At 71.0% G+C, this 15,543-nt stretch carries 12 protein-coding genes and 1 riboswitch; of the genes, 6 read left to right on the top strand and 6 right to left on the bottom strand.

From position 1 onward, the window contains the following. Positions 1–5: 5 nt before the first annotated feature. The 4 genes from SGFS_RS06665 to SGFS_RS06650 all read left to right on the top strand — a co-directional run bounded on the left by SGFS_RS06665 (position 6) and on the right by SGFS_RS06650 (position 4,072). On the top strand, positions 6–995 hold the full coding sequence (locus SGFS_RS06665; protein ID WP_286248429.1) for a LacI family DNA-binding transcriptional regulator: 990 nt from the start codon (positions 6–8) through the stop codon (positions 993–995). A gap of 79 nt (positions 996–1,074) precedes the next feature. After that, positions 1,075–2,313, top strand: coding sequence for an ABC transporter substrate-binding protein (locus SGFS_RS06660; RefSeq protein ID WP_286248427.1), 1,239 nt, complete (start codon positions 1,075–1,077; stop codon positions 2,311–2,313). Next, positions 2,310–3,248, top strand: coding sequence for a carbohydrate ABC transporter permease (locus SGFS_RS06655; protein WP_286248425.1), 939 nt, complete (start codon positions 2,310–2,312; stop codon positions 3,246–3,248). Before SGFS_RS06660 ends, SGFS_RS06655 begins: the two co-directional genes overlap by 4 nt. Beyond that, positions 3,245–4,072 carry a carbohydrate ABC transporter permease gene (locus tag SGFS_RS06650; protein ID WP_286248423.1) on the top strand — a complete coding sequence of 276 codons (828 nt, stop codon included), beginning with the start codon at positions 3,245–3,247 and terminating at the stop codon, positions 4,070–4,072. The genes SGFS_RS06655 and SGFS_RS06650 overlap by 4 nt, the downstream gene beginning before the upstream one ends. A 33-nt stretch (positions 4,073–4,105) precedes the next feature. On the opposite strand, the gene SGFS_RS06645 is transcribed toward SGFS_RS06650, so the two are convergent. Next, positions 4,106–5,551 (bottom strand): glyceraldehyde-3-phosphate dehydrogenase, encoded by a 1,446-nt coding sequence (locus SGFS_RS06645; protein WP_286248420.1) that lies wholly within the window; start codon positions 5,549–5,551, stop codon positions 4,106–4,108. Positions 5,552–5,752: 201 nt separating this feature from the next. Here SGFS_RS06645 and SGFS_RS06640 point away from each other — a divergent pair, with 201 nt between their 5' ends. Beyond that, positions 5,753–7,159 (top strand): sugar-binding domain-containing protein, encoded by a 1,407-nt coding sequence (locus tag SGFS_RS06640; protein WP_286248418.1) that lies wholly within the window; start codon positions 5,753–5,755, stop codon positions 7,157–7,159. After that, positions 7,099–8,373, top strand: coding sequence for a glycoside hydrolase family 2 TIM barrel-domain containing protein (locus SGFS_RS06635; protein ID WP_286248417.1), 1,275 nt, complete (start codon positions 7,099–7,101; stop codon positions 8,371–8,373). Before SGFS_RS06640 ends, SGFS_RS06635 begins: the two co-directional genes overlap by 61 nt. A gap of 6 nt (positions 8,374–8,379) precedes the next feature. Here SGFS_RS06635 and SGFS_RS06630 read toward each other — a convergent pair whose 3' ends face one another. The 5 genes from SGFS_RS06630 to SGFS_RS06610 all read right to left on the bottom strand — a co-directional run bounded on the left by SGFS_RS06630 (position 8,380) and on the right by SGFS_RS06610 (position 15,450). Beyond that, positions 8,380–9,366 (bottom strand): ABC transporter substrate-binding protein, encoded by a 987-nt coding sequence (locus SGFS_RS06630; RefSeq protein ID WP_286248415.1) that lies wholly within the window; start codon positions 9,364–9,366, stop codon positions 8,380–8,382. Between the two features lie 9 nt (positions 9,367–9,375). Next, complete coding sequence (locus SGFS_RS06625) at positions 9,376–10,146, bottom strand: ABC transporter ATP-binding protein (protein ID WP_286248413.1); 771 nt, start codon at positions 10,144–10,146, stop codon at positions 9,376–9,378. Positions 10,147–10,148: 2 nt separating this feature from the next. Then, the gene (locus tag SGFS_RS06620; RefSeq protein ID WP_286248411.1) at positions 10,149–11,207 is read right to left on the bottom strand and encodes a FecCD family ABC transporter permease; all 1,059 of its coding nucleotides are present in this window, start codon (positions 11,205–11,207) and stop codon (positions 10,149–10,151) included. Positions 11,208–11,317: 110 nt separating this feature from the next. Beyond that, positions 11,318–11,442: riboswitch (cobalamin riboswitch) on the bottom strand. Between the two features lie 47 nt (positions 11,443–11,489). Next, the gene (locus SGFS_RS06615; RefSeq protein WP_286248410.1) at positions 11,490–12,434 is read right to left on the bottom strand and encodes a hypothetical protein; all 945 of its coding nucleotides are present in this window, start codon (positions 12,432–12,434) and stop codon (positions 11,490–11,492) included. 103 nt (positions 12,435–12,537) lie between these two features. Continuing rightward, positions 12,538–15,450: a helix-turn-helix transcriptional regulator gene (locus tag SGFS_RS06610; RefSeq protein WP_286248409.1), complete on the bottom strand. Its 2,913-nt coding sequence runs from the start codon at positions 15,448–15,450 to the stop codon at positions 12,538–12,540. Between the last annotated feature and the right edge of the window lie 93 nt (positions 15,451–15,543).

Raw genomic sequence — 15,543 nt, 5'->3', positions numbered from 1 at the left:
AGCACATGAGCGACCCGACAGCGCCGCGTGCCCCGGACGGCGACGCGGGTCTCCTGTACGGCGGCCCGGCCGATCCGGGAGAGGAGACGCGCACGCTCGGACTGCTCTACCCTCCGGCCGGACGGCACCAGGACTACACGAGCATGCAGCTGGCCTTCGTCGGCGGAGTCGCCGAGGCCGCCACCGCGCACGGCTACGACCTGCTGCTCTCGCCCGCCCGGTCCGGGACCGACCCCTCCTTCCGGCGGATGATGACCGGTCTGCGGCGGGTGGACGGCGTGGTCGTCATGGAGATCCGTCGCGAGGACGACCGCGTCGACCACCTCGCCAGGACGGGCTTCCCGTACATCGCCATCGGGCGGAACCGTACGGCGGACGAGGCGGGCTGGGTCGACCTCGACTTCGCCGGCCTGGCCGGCAGCTGTGTGCAGCACCTCGCCGACCTGGGCCATCGCAGGATCGCCTTCGTCAACCGGTCGGAGGAGTTGTTCGACAGCGGATACGGCTTCGCGCGGCTCGGACAGGAGGGGTACACCCAGGCGATGGCGGATCTGGGGCTGGTTCCGCACGCGTACCTCTGCGGGGACGACCTCGCCTCGGGGGAGGCGGCCCTGGAGCGGATCCTGAACGAGGAACCGGCCACCACCTCGCTCGTCACCATGAACGAGGCCGCCCTGGAGGGCGTCTACCGGGGGCTCAACCGGCACGGCCGCAGCGTGCCGCGCGACTTCTCCGTCGTCGGCGTAGCCGCGAGCCCCTGGGCGGAACAGGTGACCCCCCAGCTCACGGCGGCGGAGATCCCCGCGAAGGAGATGGCCCGAATAGCCGTCGACCTGATGATGAAGCGGCTCACCTCACCCGGCTCACCGCCTCGGCACATCCTGCTGAAGCCGCTCATCACCCTGCGGGCCAGCACGGGTCAGTGCCGACCGGTGCCGGGTTCGGAGCCGGAGCCGGAATTCCCGGAGTTCCCGGGTCTCGACGTCGACTTCTGATTCTGACACCACCTGGGTTTCTGCTTTCTTTCTCCGTTCATTCCTTCCTGCTTTCTTGCCTTCTCACTGGGAGTGGAGCATGTCGTACACGGTCGACCGCCGCGGTTTTCTGCGGGCCGCAGGCGCCGGAGGGGCCGCACTCGGCCTCGGCGGGACCCTGGCCTCCTGCGGCTCCGACGAGCCCGACACGGTCACCCTCACCTGGTGGGACTACTTCACCCTGGACAACTTCCAGCCCGGCATGGAACGCCTCATCAAGGACATCGAGGAGAACGTGCCGAACGTGAACATCCAGCGGCGGACGTTCCCGTTCGCGGAACTCGACCGGCAGATCACCCTGGCCGCGATCGCCGGTGAACTCCCGGACATCGCCATCGTGGACAACGTCGCCATGAACTCCCTGGGCGGCGGGAAACTGCTCGCCGATCTCACCGGCAGGGTGAAGGAATGGGGGCAGGCCGACGAGTACTACAAAGGCCCCTGGGAGGGCTGCCAGGTCGACGGGAAAACCCTCGGCATCCCCAACAACAGCAACTGCCTGGCCCTCTACTGCAACACCCGGATGCTCGCGGACGCCGGAGTCGAACCGCCCACCACCTGGGCCGAGTTGGCGTCGGCGGCAGAGAAGCTGACCAGCGGGAACCGGTTCGGGCTGGCGCTCAGCGCGATCAGGACGGAGGAGGGAGTCTTCCAGTTCCTGCCGTTCCTGTGGCAGGCGGGCGGTGACCTGGACACCTTCGCCACCTACGGGGCGACGGCGCTGGAGTTCCTCGACGGCCTGATCGCCAAGAAGTCCCTGTCCGAGCAGTGCGTGGGCTGGACCCAGCAGGACGTCAACATCCGGTTCATGGACAAGCGGGCCGCCATGCAGATCAACGGGCCCTGGCAGATCCCCACCCTCAAGAAGGCGGACTTCGACTGGACCGTGGTCGCCCTGCCCCGGGACAAGGAGACCGCCACCTGTCTGGGCGGCGAGAACTGGGTCCTCACGGCGGACGGCAAGCACCTCGACAAGGCATGGGAGGTCCTCGAGTACACGCAGACCCCGCAGGCCCTCGTCCCGTACCTGGTCGCGTTCGGCAACCTCCCTGCCCGCAAGGACCTCGCCGACCAGGGCACCTGGGCCTCCGACCCGGCCCTGCGGCTCTTCCTCAACCAGCTGGCCTTCGCCCGCCCGCGCCAGTACGGGCCGCACTACGCCGACGCCTCCCAGGCCGTCGCCGAGGCCGAGCAGGCCGTGCTCACCGGGTCCGCCTCGCCCTCCGCAGCGGCCCGGACGGCAGCCGCGAAGATCGACAAGGCGCTGGCGGAACAGTGACCCCGGACCACCGGTCCCCGGCGAACGGCCACCGGTCCCCGGCCGCCCGGCGCCGACGCCAGGGCTACCTGTTCTGCCTGCCCGGGTTGGTCCTCCTCGCCCTCTTCCTGGCCTATCCGCTGTTCTACAACCTGTGGACCTCCGTGCACGAGGTGCAGCTGAGCACCCTGCTCGGCGGTCCGCAGCGCTTCAACGGCCTGGCCAACTACCGGGCCGTCGTGTCCGACCCGGGCTTCTGGCACTCCGTACGCCTGTCGGTGGTGTTCACGCTCGGATCGCTGCTCTTCCAGTTCACCCTCGGCTTCGCGCTGGCCCTGCTGTTCGCCCGGCCGTTCCCGCTGAACGGTCTGCTGAGGTCGCTGCTGCTGATCGCCTGGCTACTGCCCCCGGTCGTCAGCGGCACCCTCTTCCGCTGGTTGCTCGACGCGGAGTCCGGCGCCTACAACGCCCTGCTCCGCGCGGTCGGCCTGGACACGCTGACCCACGACTGGCTCACCGACCCGGGCACCGCCCTGGCCGGGGTCATGTTCGCCAACATCTGGGTCGGCGTGCCCTTCAACATGCTTCTGCTGCTGGTGGGGCTGCACACCATCGACCCCGAGCTGTACGAGGCCGCCGCCATCGACGGCGCGGGTGCCTGGCAGCGCTTCCGCCGCATCACCTTGCCGCTGATGCGACCGGTGTCGGTGACCGTGCTGCTGCTCGGCCTCATCTACACCTTCAAGGTGTTCGACACGATCTTCGTCATGACGGGCGGCGGCCCCGTCGACGCCACCCGAGTGCTGTCCCTCTACGTCTACGAGGTGTTCTTCGCGTTCTTCCGGTTCGGCCGGGGGAGCGCGGCGGGCGTGCTGCTGCTCGTCGTACCGCTGCTCGCGGGCGCCCTGTATGTGCACCGGCTACGGAAAGAGACCGTCGAAGGGGGCCCGGCGTGAGGCCACCGCGGCACCCCTGGCTGCTCACCCTCCTCGCCGGTGTGACGACCGCCGTGTTCCTGCTCCCGGTGTACTGGATGGCCAAGACCGGTCTCACCGAGCCGGACCGGATTCTGACCCCGTCCCCGCAGTGGGTGCCCACACCGCTCACCGGGGAGAACTTCGACACCGCGCTCGGGTACGAGGGGCTGACCCGGGCCCTGCTCAACAGTCTGGTGATCGCCGGCGGAGTGGTCGCGCTGACCCTGCTGCTGGGCCTGCCGCTCGGCTACGCGCTCGCCCGGGTGCGGATGCGGGGCTCGGGGACCATGGTGTTCGCCCTGCTGGTCGCCCAGTTGCCGCCGGCGATCGTGCTGGCGGCGCCGCTGTTCATCCTCGAACGCCGCGCCGGGCTCGACGACACCTACCTGGGCCTGATCGCGGCCGACACCACGCTCACCCTGCCGTTCACGGTGATCGTGCTGCGCCCCGTGCTGCGCGCCTTCCCGCCGGAGCTGGAGGAGGCCGCGCTGGTCGACGGCTGCGGGCTGCCCGGGGTGCTGCTGCGGGTCGTCCTGCCGCTGACGGTGCCCGGCGTGGTCGCGGCGGCCGGGCTGTCGTTCCTGCTGGCCTGGGGGGAGTTCCTCTTCGGGCTCACGCTCGCCGGTGACTCCGACGTCCAGCCCGTGACCGTACTGCTCAACGCGTTCATCGGCCAGCACGGGACCGCCTGGGGCGCCCTGATGGCCACGGCCACGCTCATCAGCCTGCCCGTGGTCTGTGTCTTCGCCCTCTTCCAGCGGTTCATCGTGGGAGGGCTCACGGCGGGTGGTGTGCGGGGCTGACGAGGCGCCGCGCACCACCCGCCGGTGGTGGGATCAGACCGCCGTGGCCGGGTAGGTCGGGTACTCCACGCCGGAGACGTGCTGCACGACCCGGATCACCTGGCACGAGTAGCCGAACTCGTTGTCGTACCAGAGGTAGAGGATCGCGTTGTCGCCGTCGACCTTCGTGGCGCCCGCGTCGACGATCGAGGCGTGGCGCGAGCCGATGAAGTCGCTGGAGACCGCGTCGGGGGCCGTGGTGAAGTCGATCTGACGCTTCAGCGGCGAGGTCAGCGAGACATCGCGGAGGTAGTCGAGGACCTCCTCGCGGTTCGTCTCGCGGCCGAGGCGCAGGCTGAGGATCGCGATCGAGACGTCCGGCACGGGCACCCGGATCGAGCTGCCGGTGATCGGCGCCTTGAGGTCGGGCAGCGCCTTGGCGACGGCGGACGCGGCACCGGTCTCGGTGATGACCATGTTGAGCGGCGCGGAGCGGCCCCGGCGGTCGGCCTTGTGGTAGTTGTCCAGCAGGTTCTGGTCGTTGGTGAACGAGTGGACGGTCTCCACGTGACCGCGCAGCACCCCGTACTCGTCGGCCATCGCCTTCAGCGGCGGGACGATCGCGTTGGTGGTGCAGGAGGCGCAGGACAGGATCTGCTCGTCCGGCTTGATCGTGTCGTGGTTGACGCCGTGCACGATGTTCGGGACGTCGCCCTTGCCCGGCGCGGTCAGCACGACCTTGTCGATGCCGGGGCGCAGGTGCTCGGACAGGCCCTCGCGGTCGCGCCACTTGCCCGTGTTGTCGATGAGGATGGCGTCCTTGATGCCGTACGCCGTGTAGTCGATCTCGGACGGGTCGTTCGCGTAGATGACCTTGATCTCGTTGCCGTTGGCGTTGATCGTGCTGGTCGCCTCGTCGACGGTGATCGTGCCCTGGAACTGGCCGTGGATCGAGTCGCGGCGCAGCAGCGAGGCGCGCTTGACGATGTCCTGGTCGCCGCCCCCGCGGACGACGATGGCGCGCAGCCTAAGGCCGTTGCCCGAGCCCGCCTTCTCGATGAGGAGCCGTGCGACGAGGCGGCCGATGCGCCCGAAGCCGTAGAGGACGACGTCACGCCCCTCGCCGCCCTCGATCTTGTTGGCGCCCGTGGCACCCGCGACGGCCTCGGCGGTGAACGCCTCCACCGACAGCGCGCGGTCGTCGGCCTTGTACATCGCGGCGAGCATGCCGATGTCGATCTGGGACGGGCCGAGATCGAGCGTGGTGAGAGCCTGCAGGAACGGCAGGGTGTCGGTGACCGACAGCTCGTAGCCGGCGATCTGCCGGGCGAAGCGGTGGGTCTTGAGGATGCTGACGACCGACTTGTTCACCAGGGAACGGCTGTGCAGCAGGACCGTCACGTCCCGCTCCCGGTGGAGCTTCCCGATCATCGGGATCATCGACTCCGCGATCTCCTCGCGGTTCTTCCAGTTGGTGAACGAGTCCTCGTTGACAGTCACAGAAATATCTTTCGAGCTAGGCGGCGCTCATATGGGGCGCTCATATGCTAACCACCCCGCTCGGGAGTGCTGCACCGAGGGGGGTGCCTCACCCGCCCCTTGACGCGACCGTCGCCACCCCTCTACTCCTGTCATGTCTATGCCAGTTCAGCATTCTGCTCGATGTTCGACATACCGAATTCTTGTGGAGAGGTGAAAGGGATGACGATGAGGCAACGGCGGGTCTCGCGGCGCCGGGCGCTGCAGCTGGGCGCGACGGCCGCAGGCGCGATGGCGGTGTATCAGTCGACGCCCGCCGCGGCGGACGCCCGGGGCGGCGCGGGGCGGGCGCGCGATCAGTCGTTCGACGAGGGCTGGCTCTTCTTACGTGGCGACGCCACCGGGGCCGAGCAGCCGTCGTACGACGACAGGGCCTGGCGCGTACTGGACCTCCCGCACGACTGGAGCATCGAGGACCTGCCGTACGCCACCTCCGACGACGGCGGCGCGACCAGCTACTCCTCCGTGCTGGTGCCCAAGGAGCCCGACCCGGCGTGGCCCGAGGCCCCGCAGGTGATCGGGCCCTTCGACACCCGGAACAGTCAGAACGGGGGCTCGACCGGGTACACGGTCGGCGGCGTCGGCTGGTACCGCAAGCACTTCGGGACGGGGGAGGCGACCGGCGAGCTCGGGTCACATATCGAGCTGCGGTTCGACGGGGTGTACCAGAACGCGGATGTCTGGCTCAACGGAGTCCACCTCGGTTTCCACCCACACGGCTACACGTCGTTCGCCTACGACCTGACCCCGTACCTCGACCCGTCGGGCACGAACGTGCTCGCCGTCCGGGTCGACAACAGCGGGAAGAACAGCCGCTGGTACTCGGGCTCCGGCATCTACCGGCACACCTGGCTGACGGTGACGGGGCCCGTGCGGATCCCCCTGTGGGGTGTGCACGTGACGACGCCCGAGGTGGGCGGACGTCGGTCGGTGGCCCGGGTGGAGACGCGGGTCGCCAATCTCGGCGAGCGATCCGCGTCGGCGTACGTACGGGTCACGGTCCTCGACGCACGGGGCCGTGCCGTGACCACCCGGCGGGCGCCCGCGCAGAGTGTCGAGCCGGGGGAGACGGCCGTCGCGTCGCTCGACCTCCCGGTGCAGGACGCGGCCCTGTGGTCCATGGACACACCGAGCCTCTACACCGCCCGCACGGAGGTGCTGGTGGGCGGCAGGGTCGTCGACACGGTCACCACCACCTTCGGGTTCCGCTCGCTGCCGTGGAACGGCGAGGTCGGCTTCCTGCTCAACGGCGAGCCCGTCGAGGTGATGGGCGGCAACGTCCACCACGACCACGGCCCGATGGGCGCCGTCGCGCTCGGCCGTTCGGAGGAGCGCCGCGTCGAGATCCTCAAGGAGGCGGGCTTCAACTCGATCCGCACGGCCCACAATCCGCCCACGCCGGAACTGCTCGACGCCTGCGACCGGCTGGGCATGCTCGTCATGGACGAGTTCTTCGACATGTGGGACACCGGCAAGAACCCCGACGACTACTCGGTGCACTTCGCCGAGTGGTGGGAGAAGGACTGCGGAGCACAGTCCTCCGCGACCGCAACCACCCCAGTGTGGTGATGTGGTCGGTCGGCAACGAGATCACCGACCGCACGAACGGCCACCGGGGCGCCGAGCTGGCGGCGGTCCTCCGTACCCTCGACACCACCAGGCCCGTCACCCTGGGCGGCGGCTCGACCCACTCGGCGCACGACCCGTCCTGGAACTACGTCGACGTCGGCGACGTGCACTACAACGCCAACGGCAAGACCTACGGGCAGATGCACGAGGCCAACCCCGACAAGGCGATGACGCACAACGAGACGTTCCCCGCGACCATCCACCAGGACATCACCTTCGCCGCCGAGCACACCTGGGCCACCGGGACCTGGATCTGGGCCGCCTGGGACTATCTCGGCGAGTCCGGCATCGGCAAGACCCCCATCCCTCCCGTCGGCACGGCGGAGACCATCGGCGACCAGAGCGTCATGCCCGGCTGGTCGATCTCCCGCGAACTGCACCACAACTGGGGCGGCTTCGGCTACGCCTACCCCTACTTCCAGGCGAACTGCGGCGACTTCGACCTGATCGGGCAGCGCAAGCCACAGAACCACTGGAGGGCCGCCGTGACCGGCCGGAGCCAGGTCGAGCTGCTGGTGGAGCGCCCGACCCCGCCGGGCACCGAGCAGGTGGCCCTCTGGTGGGGCTACTACGACGAACTGCGCAGCTGGACCTGGGAGGTCGACCGAGGCCACCCGATGAAGGTGCACGTCTACACCCCCGGCGACAGCGTGCGGCTGCTCCTCGACGGTCAGGACTTCCCCGGTGGTGCCGCGACCGCCCCCGAGCGGTCCATGGCCACCTTCACCGTGCCGTACGCACCGGGGGAGTTGACGGCCCTCGCCTTCCGCGACGGGGAGGAGATCGGCCGGACCACCCTTCGCACGGTCGGAGCCCCGGCATCGCTGCGCCTCGTCCCGGACGTCACCGCGCTCACCACAGGCCGCGACGACCTCGCCCACGTCCTGGTCGAGGTCGTCGACCGCCACGGCCGGGTCGTCCCCGACGCCACGCTGAAGGTGACGTTCGAGGTGGACGGCGCGGGCGAGCTGGTCGGCGTCGGCAACGGCAACCCCCACAACGTCGACAGCTTCAAGCGGCCCCGCCGCCACACCTGGCACGGCAAGGCCCTCGCGATCCTGCGACCGGCGAAACGCCCGGGCCGCCTGAAGCTCACCGCACGGGCCGACGGACTGCGGCCCGCGACCACGGAGTTGCGGGTACGAAAGGCGTGAGACCGTCTACTTGTCGGCCACCGTCCGCAGATATGTGCCCAGGCGGGCGATGGCCGACGGGTTGCGGGGGCTCTCGACCAGATCGACATAGTCGAGGACGAAGATCCGCTTGTGCTTGACGGCGGACACGTTCCGCAGCGGGGCGTAGGACAGCAGGAACTTCTTCTTCTGCTCGGCGCTCACATCTCCGTAGTCGCAGATCACGATGACGTCCGGGTTCCGCTCGACCACGCTCTCCCAGCCGACCGTGGTCCAGGAGTCGTCGACGTCACGCATGACGTTGACGCCACCGGCCTCGCTGATGATCTGCTCGGGCGCGGCGTAACGGCCCGAGGTGAAGGGCTGGTCCTGCCCGCTGTCGTAGAGGAGGACCTTCGGCTTCTCGGCCGGTGCCTCGGCCCGTACGTCCGCGATCTGCTTCTTGAAGTCGGCGACCAGTGTGGCCGCCCGCTTCTCCACGCCGAACAGCTTCCCCAGATTGGTGAGGTCGGTGTACAGGGCCTCCAGCGGCGGCATGATGCCCCGCGAGGTCTTCGTACGGCCGTTGCGGCAGGACTCGGTGAGGATGTACGTGGGGATGCCGAGCTTCTTCAGGGCGTCGGGGGTGAAGCCGTTGTCGTCGCGGAAGCCGTAGTTCCAGCCGGCGAAGACGAAGTCGCCCTTCGCGTCGAGGACGTTCTCCTTGGTGAGCTGGTCCTTCGACAGCCACTTCACCTTGTCGTAGCCGCCCTTCCAGGGCACGTCGCTCAGATCGCCCTTGTCGTCGGGCATGGCGAACCCGGCCATGCGGTCCTCCAGACCGAGGGCGAACATCAGCTCGGTGATCCCGACATCGTTGGTCACGACACGTTCGGGGACCTTGTACGTGACCTTCTTGCCGCAGTTGGTGAGGGTGACCGTGGAGGCGTCCTTCGACGGGGTCTTCTCCACCGAGGCGCCGCACCCGGTGGCGGTCGCGGCGAGACAGACGGCGGCGGCGAGCAACTTGCGCATGGGGGGTCCTCAGGGGGTGGTGGGCGGAAGGCGGTCGAAGAGGAGTTGGACGGCGCCGGTCTCCGGATGCCGTACGGGGTGGGCGCGGACGCCGAACACCTCGGCGAGCAGGGCGGGTTCGAGGACGTCGCGCGGTGGCCCGGAGGCGACGACCCGGCCGCCGGCGATCACGTACAGGAGGTCGCAGTGCGCGGCGGCCAGGTTGAGGTCGTGCAGTGCGGCGAGCACGGTCAGGCCGTCGGCGCGGACCAGGGACAGGACGTCCAACTGGTGGGCGATGTCGAGGTGGTTGGTCGGCTCGTCGAGGACCAGTACGCCGGGCTGCTGAGCGAGGGCCCGGGCGAGCAGCACCCGCTGCTTCTCACCGCCGGAGAGGGCGAGGAAGCCCCGGTCGGCGAGATGGGCGACGCCGGTGCGGTCCATGGCGGCGGCGCAGATCTCTCTGTCCGACGCGGCCGTCCGGTCCCGGTGGGGCAGCCGCCCCATGGCGACGACCTCGGCCACGGTGAAGTCGAACTCGGCCGACGACTCCTGCGGCAGCGCGGCCAGCACCCGGGCGGCGGCCCGGGGCGCCATGGCGTGCACGTCCTCGCCGTCCAGCCGCACCACGCCCCCGGCCGGGCGCAGCGCCCGGTACACACAGCGCAGCAGCGTGGACTTGCCGCTGCCGTTGGGGCCGACCAGCCCGACGAACGTGCCGGCGGCCACGGTCAGCCGGATGTCGTCGACGATGCGGGCCCCGGCCGCCTCGACCGTCACCCCGTCGATGTCGAGCCTCATGGTCACCGGCCTCCGAACGCATAGCCGCCGCGCCGCATCAGCAGCAGGAACGCGGGCACCCCGACCACGGCGGTGATCACCCCGACGGGCAGCTCGGCGGGCGCGAGCAGCAGCCGGGAGAGCAGATCTGCCCACACCAGCAGGACGGCTCCGGCGAGCGGGGCCACGGCCAGCACCCGGCGGTGATCGGCGCCGACCAGCATCCGTACGACATGCGGCACCATCAGCCCGACGAACCCGATGGCCCCGCTGACCGCGACGACGGTCCCGGTCACGGCGGCGGTGACGAGGAACAACTCCCGGCGCAGGCGGCCGGGTTGCACACCGAGCGCGGCGGACGTCTCGTCGCCCATGGCGAGGGCGTTGAGTGCCTCGGCCCGCAGGCGCAGCCACGCCCAGCCGGCCGCCACGGTCACGGCGGCGAGCGGCACCTGCGCCCAGGTCGCCCCGCCCAGACTCCCCAGCAGCCACATCATCGCCGAGCGGGCCGCCTCACCCCGGGCGGCGCCGAACACCATGACGGTGGTGACGGCCTCGAAGCCGTACGCCAGGGCCGTGCCGGTGAGCACCAGCCTCAGCGGGGTCAGCCCGTGCTGCGATTGGGCCACGGTGTACACCAGCACCATCGCGGCCAGCGCCGAGGCGAACGCGGACACGGACAGCGCCCACACCCCGAGCCCGGCGAACGCGCCGAGCAGGATGACCGCGTTGGCGCCGACCGCGGCCCCCGACGAGATGCCCAGCACGAACGGATCGGCGAGCGCGTTGCGCACCATCGCCTGCACGGCGACGCCGACGGCCGACAGCCCCGCCCCGACGACGGCGCCCAGCACGACGCGGGGCAGCCGGATCTCCCACACGATGGTGTACGAGGCGATGTCATCCGCGTGGATGCTGCCGCCGGTGAGCCCCGCCCAGAGGAACCGGAAGACCTCCGCCCAGCCGAGTCCGGCCGCCCCGAGCCCGACGCCGCACACGAGCGAGACGATCAGTAACACCGACAGCCCGACGACCAGCGGCGGGAGGGGTGTTCGGCTGGGGGTGGCGGGGCGGTGGCGCACGGTCGGGGCGGTCCTTCACCTGGGGCCGCCTGATGAACGTCAAGCAGGGAGGCAGCCCGTACGGCCCACCGGCCGCGCGGTCCCCTCTCGCAGTCCACGGCGAGCAGTCAACGGGTCGCACACCTCCCATGGGCAATCGGGCTCGCGCGACGGACCACCAGGTCCCCACGCACACCGCTGCGGGTCAGCGCCGGAATCTCACCGGACTTCCCCCACGGGAGGCTCGGGGAGCGTAGCAAACGGGGCCGAACCGCTGTTCGGGCAGGTTGGCGCCCGCGACGGTCAGCCGAAGCTCATGGTGGGCGTGGCCGGGTCCAAGGTGGGCAGCGGGAGCGGGTCGTAGCCGTAGGGGTCCGACGTGGGCTCGGGCTCAGCTGTGGGGGCGGGCACCTTGTCGGGGTCGGCCGTCGGCTTGCCCTCGGGATTGCAGACGTGCGCCGCCTTCGGGCGCGTGAGTTCGTAGACGGCGACGCGCTCGGTGCGGAACTCCACGGTGTCGTTGTTGCCGTAGGCGGCGTCCGACAGCTTGATCGACTCCGGCAGTTCCTTCTCGCTGAGCGGCTTGCCGGCGGTCACGGTCACCAGCGCGCCGACACAGACGCTGCGGTCGTCGGCGTACAGTTTCTTCGGTGCCGTGACCTGCTGTTCCCCGCTCCCGTCGGTGCGCAGCCGGGTGCGCTTCGCCCGTTCCATCGCGAAGTAGAAGTCCGGGGTGCCGGGGTCGCTCTTCTCCTTCTCCGACGGCGAGCCGTAGGTGAGTTTCCAGAACTCCACCTGAACGGTGACCGGTTCGCACAGCGGGCCGTCGAACCCTTCCTGGACCGGACCGACCGCCACGTCCTTCGACGTCTCGACGTCGGAGGCCCTGGCCTGAATCTGCAGCCAGGTCCTGACCTCGTCCGACGTCCAGCCGCTGTTGTCGTGGCAGCCGTCGGCGCCGGTCGGGTACGGGGGTGTGACGGACGGGGTGGGCGTGGGGCTCGGGCTGTCGGTCGCCGAGGGGGACTCCGAGGCCGAGGCGTCGGAGTCGCTGCCGCCCGTGCAGCCGGACGAGAGCAGGACCGCGCCGACGACCGCGGCGGCGACCGGCAGCCTTCGTCGGCCCCGGCGCTCCGGTGGTGGGTCGCTGTCGTCCCCTCTACGACAGCGACCCGCACCGACCGCGGCGGCCTGCACGCCTGCGGCGATCATGGCTTTGGATTCCGGCGCGCCGGACTTCCCCCGCATGCTCGTCCCCGTTTCCGTCTCGCTTCCGGTTCCGCCTGTTCTCGTGGTCTAGAACGGATAGTTCCGGATGGGGCGTGGGAGCGGTATCAGGGAGATTACGTAATCACGCCGTCCCGTCGGTCAGTTGGCCGCTGGCCTGCAGCGCGGCCAGGGCGGCGCGCGAGGTCACCCCCGTCTTGCGGTAGATGCGGGAGAGGTGCGTCTCGACCGTCCGCGGGCTGAGGAAGAGACGCTCGGCGATGGCGGGGCTGGTCAGACCCTCCGCGACGAGGGCGGCGATCTCCTGCTCGCGGGGGGAGAGCGAGGGCAGCTCCGGGGGAATGGGGGCGGGATGGTCCGTGAGGGCTCCGGTTTCCGCCGGCGCCTCAAGCGTGTCGGGCTCCCTGCGCGACACCAGCTCCCCACGCGACGCCGTCTCCGTCTGCGGGACGGCCTCCTCCTCCGTGAACACCAACGGCCGCAGCAACTCCGCGTAACCGGACAGCAGTTCCGCGCCGCCGTCGACGCTCAGCCGCCGGGCCCGCTCCCACATGGCGCGGGCCCGGGTGGTCCGACCGACGGACGCCGCGAGCGGCGCGCCCAGCAGCAGCGTCTGGACCTCCCACAGGTGCGTTCCGCCTCGGGCGGCCTCGACGGCGGCCTGCTCGAACAGTTCCGCGGCCGTCGCCACATCACCCTCGCCGAGCGGTACGTGCGCCCAACTGCGCAGCGCGGAGGCCCGCTGGGCGGCGAGGCCGAGCCGCTCCGCCTCCTTGCGGGCCCGCTCGGCCCACAGCCGCGCCTCCTCCTGGTCCCCGGCGGCGACTGCGGCCGTGACGAGGATCTCCAGGAACAGCGGTCGCATACTCGGCTGGAGCCCGCCGAGATCCTCCCCGCCCGCCCGTAGGACAGCCGCCCGGGCTCGCGCCGGATCACCGGCGTGGATCGCGGCGTACCCGAGCATGCACCAGGCGATGGACGCCCACCAGCGGGTGCCCGAACCGGCCCGGGCGACGGCCTCCTCGGCCACGGCGAGCGCACCGCCGTCGCCCGGCGGGAGCGAGGGGATCAGCGACTGGGCCTTGGACGCCAGCACGAACGCGAGCAGCTCGTCGCTGCCGATGCCCCGGGCGATCGCCTCCGCCTCCTCGGCGAGTTCCACGGCCGACCGCAGTCGCAGCATCAGGACCTGGACATGGGACTTGCACAGCAACAGATGGGGCACCACATACAGTCGGCCGCCCCGGCGGGCGATGGCCAGCCCGCGCTCCGCGTGCCGCTCGGCGTCGGCGTACCGCTCCAGGAACGCCTCCGCCCAGCCCAGCCGGGCCAGCGGCTCGCACAGCCCGGCGAGATCGTGGTCGGTGAGGGAGTCGATGAGCGCGGCGGCCCGGTCGGCGGCCTCCGCCGCCGCGGCCGTGTTCCCCTCGTACGCCTCGCCGAGCGCGGTGACCGCGAGCGCGCCCGCCTCCGCCACCTCGTCGCCCAGCGACCGGGCCAGCTCCAGCGTCCGGACGACGTCGTCGCGTACGTCGGGGTAGGAGCTGGCGTGTGGGGCGGAGGAGCCCAGTTCCAGGCCGAGTTCGACGGAGTCGGCGGGGGAGAGGTCGCCGCCACGGGCCAGCTCGCGGCGGAGCAGGGCGACGGCCTCGGCGTAGCGGCCCAGGTGACGTTCCATCACCGCGCACAAGGTGACCGCCGAGGCCCGGACGCGGTCGTCCGTGCCCGGCGGTGACAGGCTGATCACCTCGTGCAGCAGGTCCCGGCTCTCCCGCAGACCCCCGCACACCCCCAGCGCCTGGGCCCGGCGCAGCATCAGGTCGCGTCGCAGCGCGCCGTACACCGTGCGGTCGGGCAGATGGGCGAGGGCGACGCCGAGCCAGTGGGCGCTGCTCGCGGGCGCGGTGGCGGCGGCCTGTTCGGCGGCCTCGGTGAGCACGGCCACGGCGTGCGGGTCCCAGCCGGTCAGGGACCGCTCGACGTGGTGCGCCCGCTCGGTGAGCGGCGCCTGGACCCGGGCCAGTTCGGCGGCGGCCAGGCGGTGCATCCGGGTGCGCAGGGCCGGGTCGGTGGCGTCGTGCACAAGGGCGCGCAGCACCGGGTGGCGCAGCGCCCAGCGACCGTCCGGCCCCGGACGCGCCAGATCGCGTGCGGCCAGCTCCCTGGAGTCGGCTTCGAGTTCGGGCTCGCTCCGGCCGGTGACGGCGGCCAGCAGGGCGGGCGCCGCCTGGTCGCCGAGGACGGCCATGGCTTCGGCGGTGCCGCGCTGGGTGTCGGTGAGCGGGGTCAGTTCGTCCAGCAGCAGGGAGCTGAGCCCCGCGGGCCTGCGGGCCTGGAGCAGCGCGAGGAAGTACAGCGGGTTGCCCTCACTCGCCGCGTACAGCTCGGCGGCCAGCCCGGCCGGGAGGTCGGCGGCCAGCGCCGCGAGACACGCGCGCTCGTCGAGCGGCCCCAGTTGCAGCCGCAGCACCGTCCCGGCCTCCACGCCCCTGGTCAGCGAGGCGACGAACGGGGCCGCTGTCTGCCGCTCGCGCCGGGCCACGACGATGACGACGGGGGCGCGGCGCGGGGGATGCCGGACGAGATGGTCGAGCAGTTCCAGGGAGGCCGGGTCCGCCCAGTGCACATCGTCCAGGGCCACCACCAGGCCCCCGCCTGCCGTCGCGATCCGGGCCAGGAGATCGGCGACGGCGCGTTGCAGAGCGAAACGGTCGGTGGAGCGACCGTCGGCCAGCAGCGAGACCTCCTCGGGTTCGTCGTCGAGGTCCGCGAGCGCGTCGGCGAGGGGCTGGTACGGCAGATGCCGCTCGTACTCGGTGGCCCGGCCGCGCAGCACCGTCACGCCCCGCTCCCGGGCCCGCGCGCAGAACTCCGACATCAGCCTGCTCTTGCCGATGCCCGCGGCCCCGGTGACATCGACGACCGCCGGGCCACGGCTTCCGGCGCCGTTCCCTTCGCCGGTCAGCCGGTCGAGCACGTCGTCCAGGCGCGCCAACTCGCGCTCCCGGCTCACCAGCGGAGCCACGTCCCACGGCACTGCGTTCCCCCGAATCCCTCGAAGTGTCGAACCTTCGGTCGAATATTGAGGATTGTACGTAGGTCAGACATGTCGGGGAGCGGGTGGCCCGAA

It is taken from the genome of Streptomyces graminofaciens (assembly GCF_030294945.1).
GTDB classification, from domain to species: domain Bacteria; phylum Actinomycetota; class Actinomycetes; order Streptomycetales; family Streptomycetaceae; genus Streptomyces; species Streptomyces graminofaciens.
The sequence above is the reverse complement of the archived record's forward strand: the minus strand, read 5'-3'. Positions and strand labels throughout refer to the sequence as shown.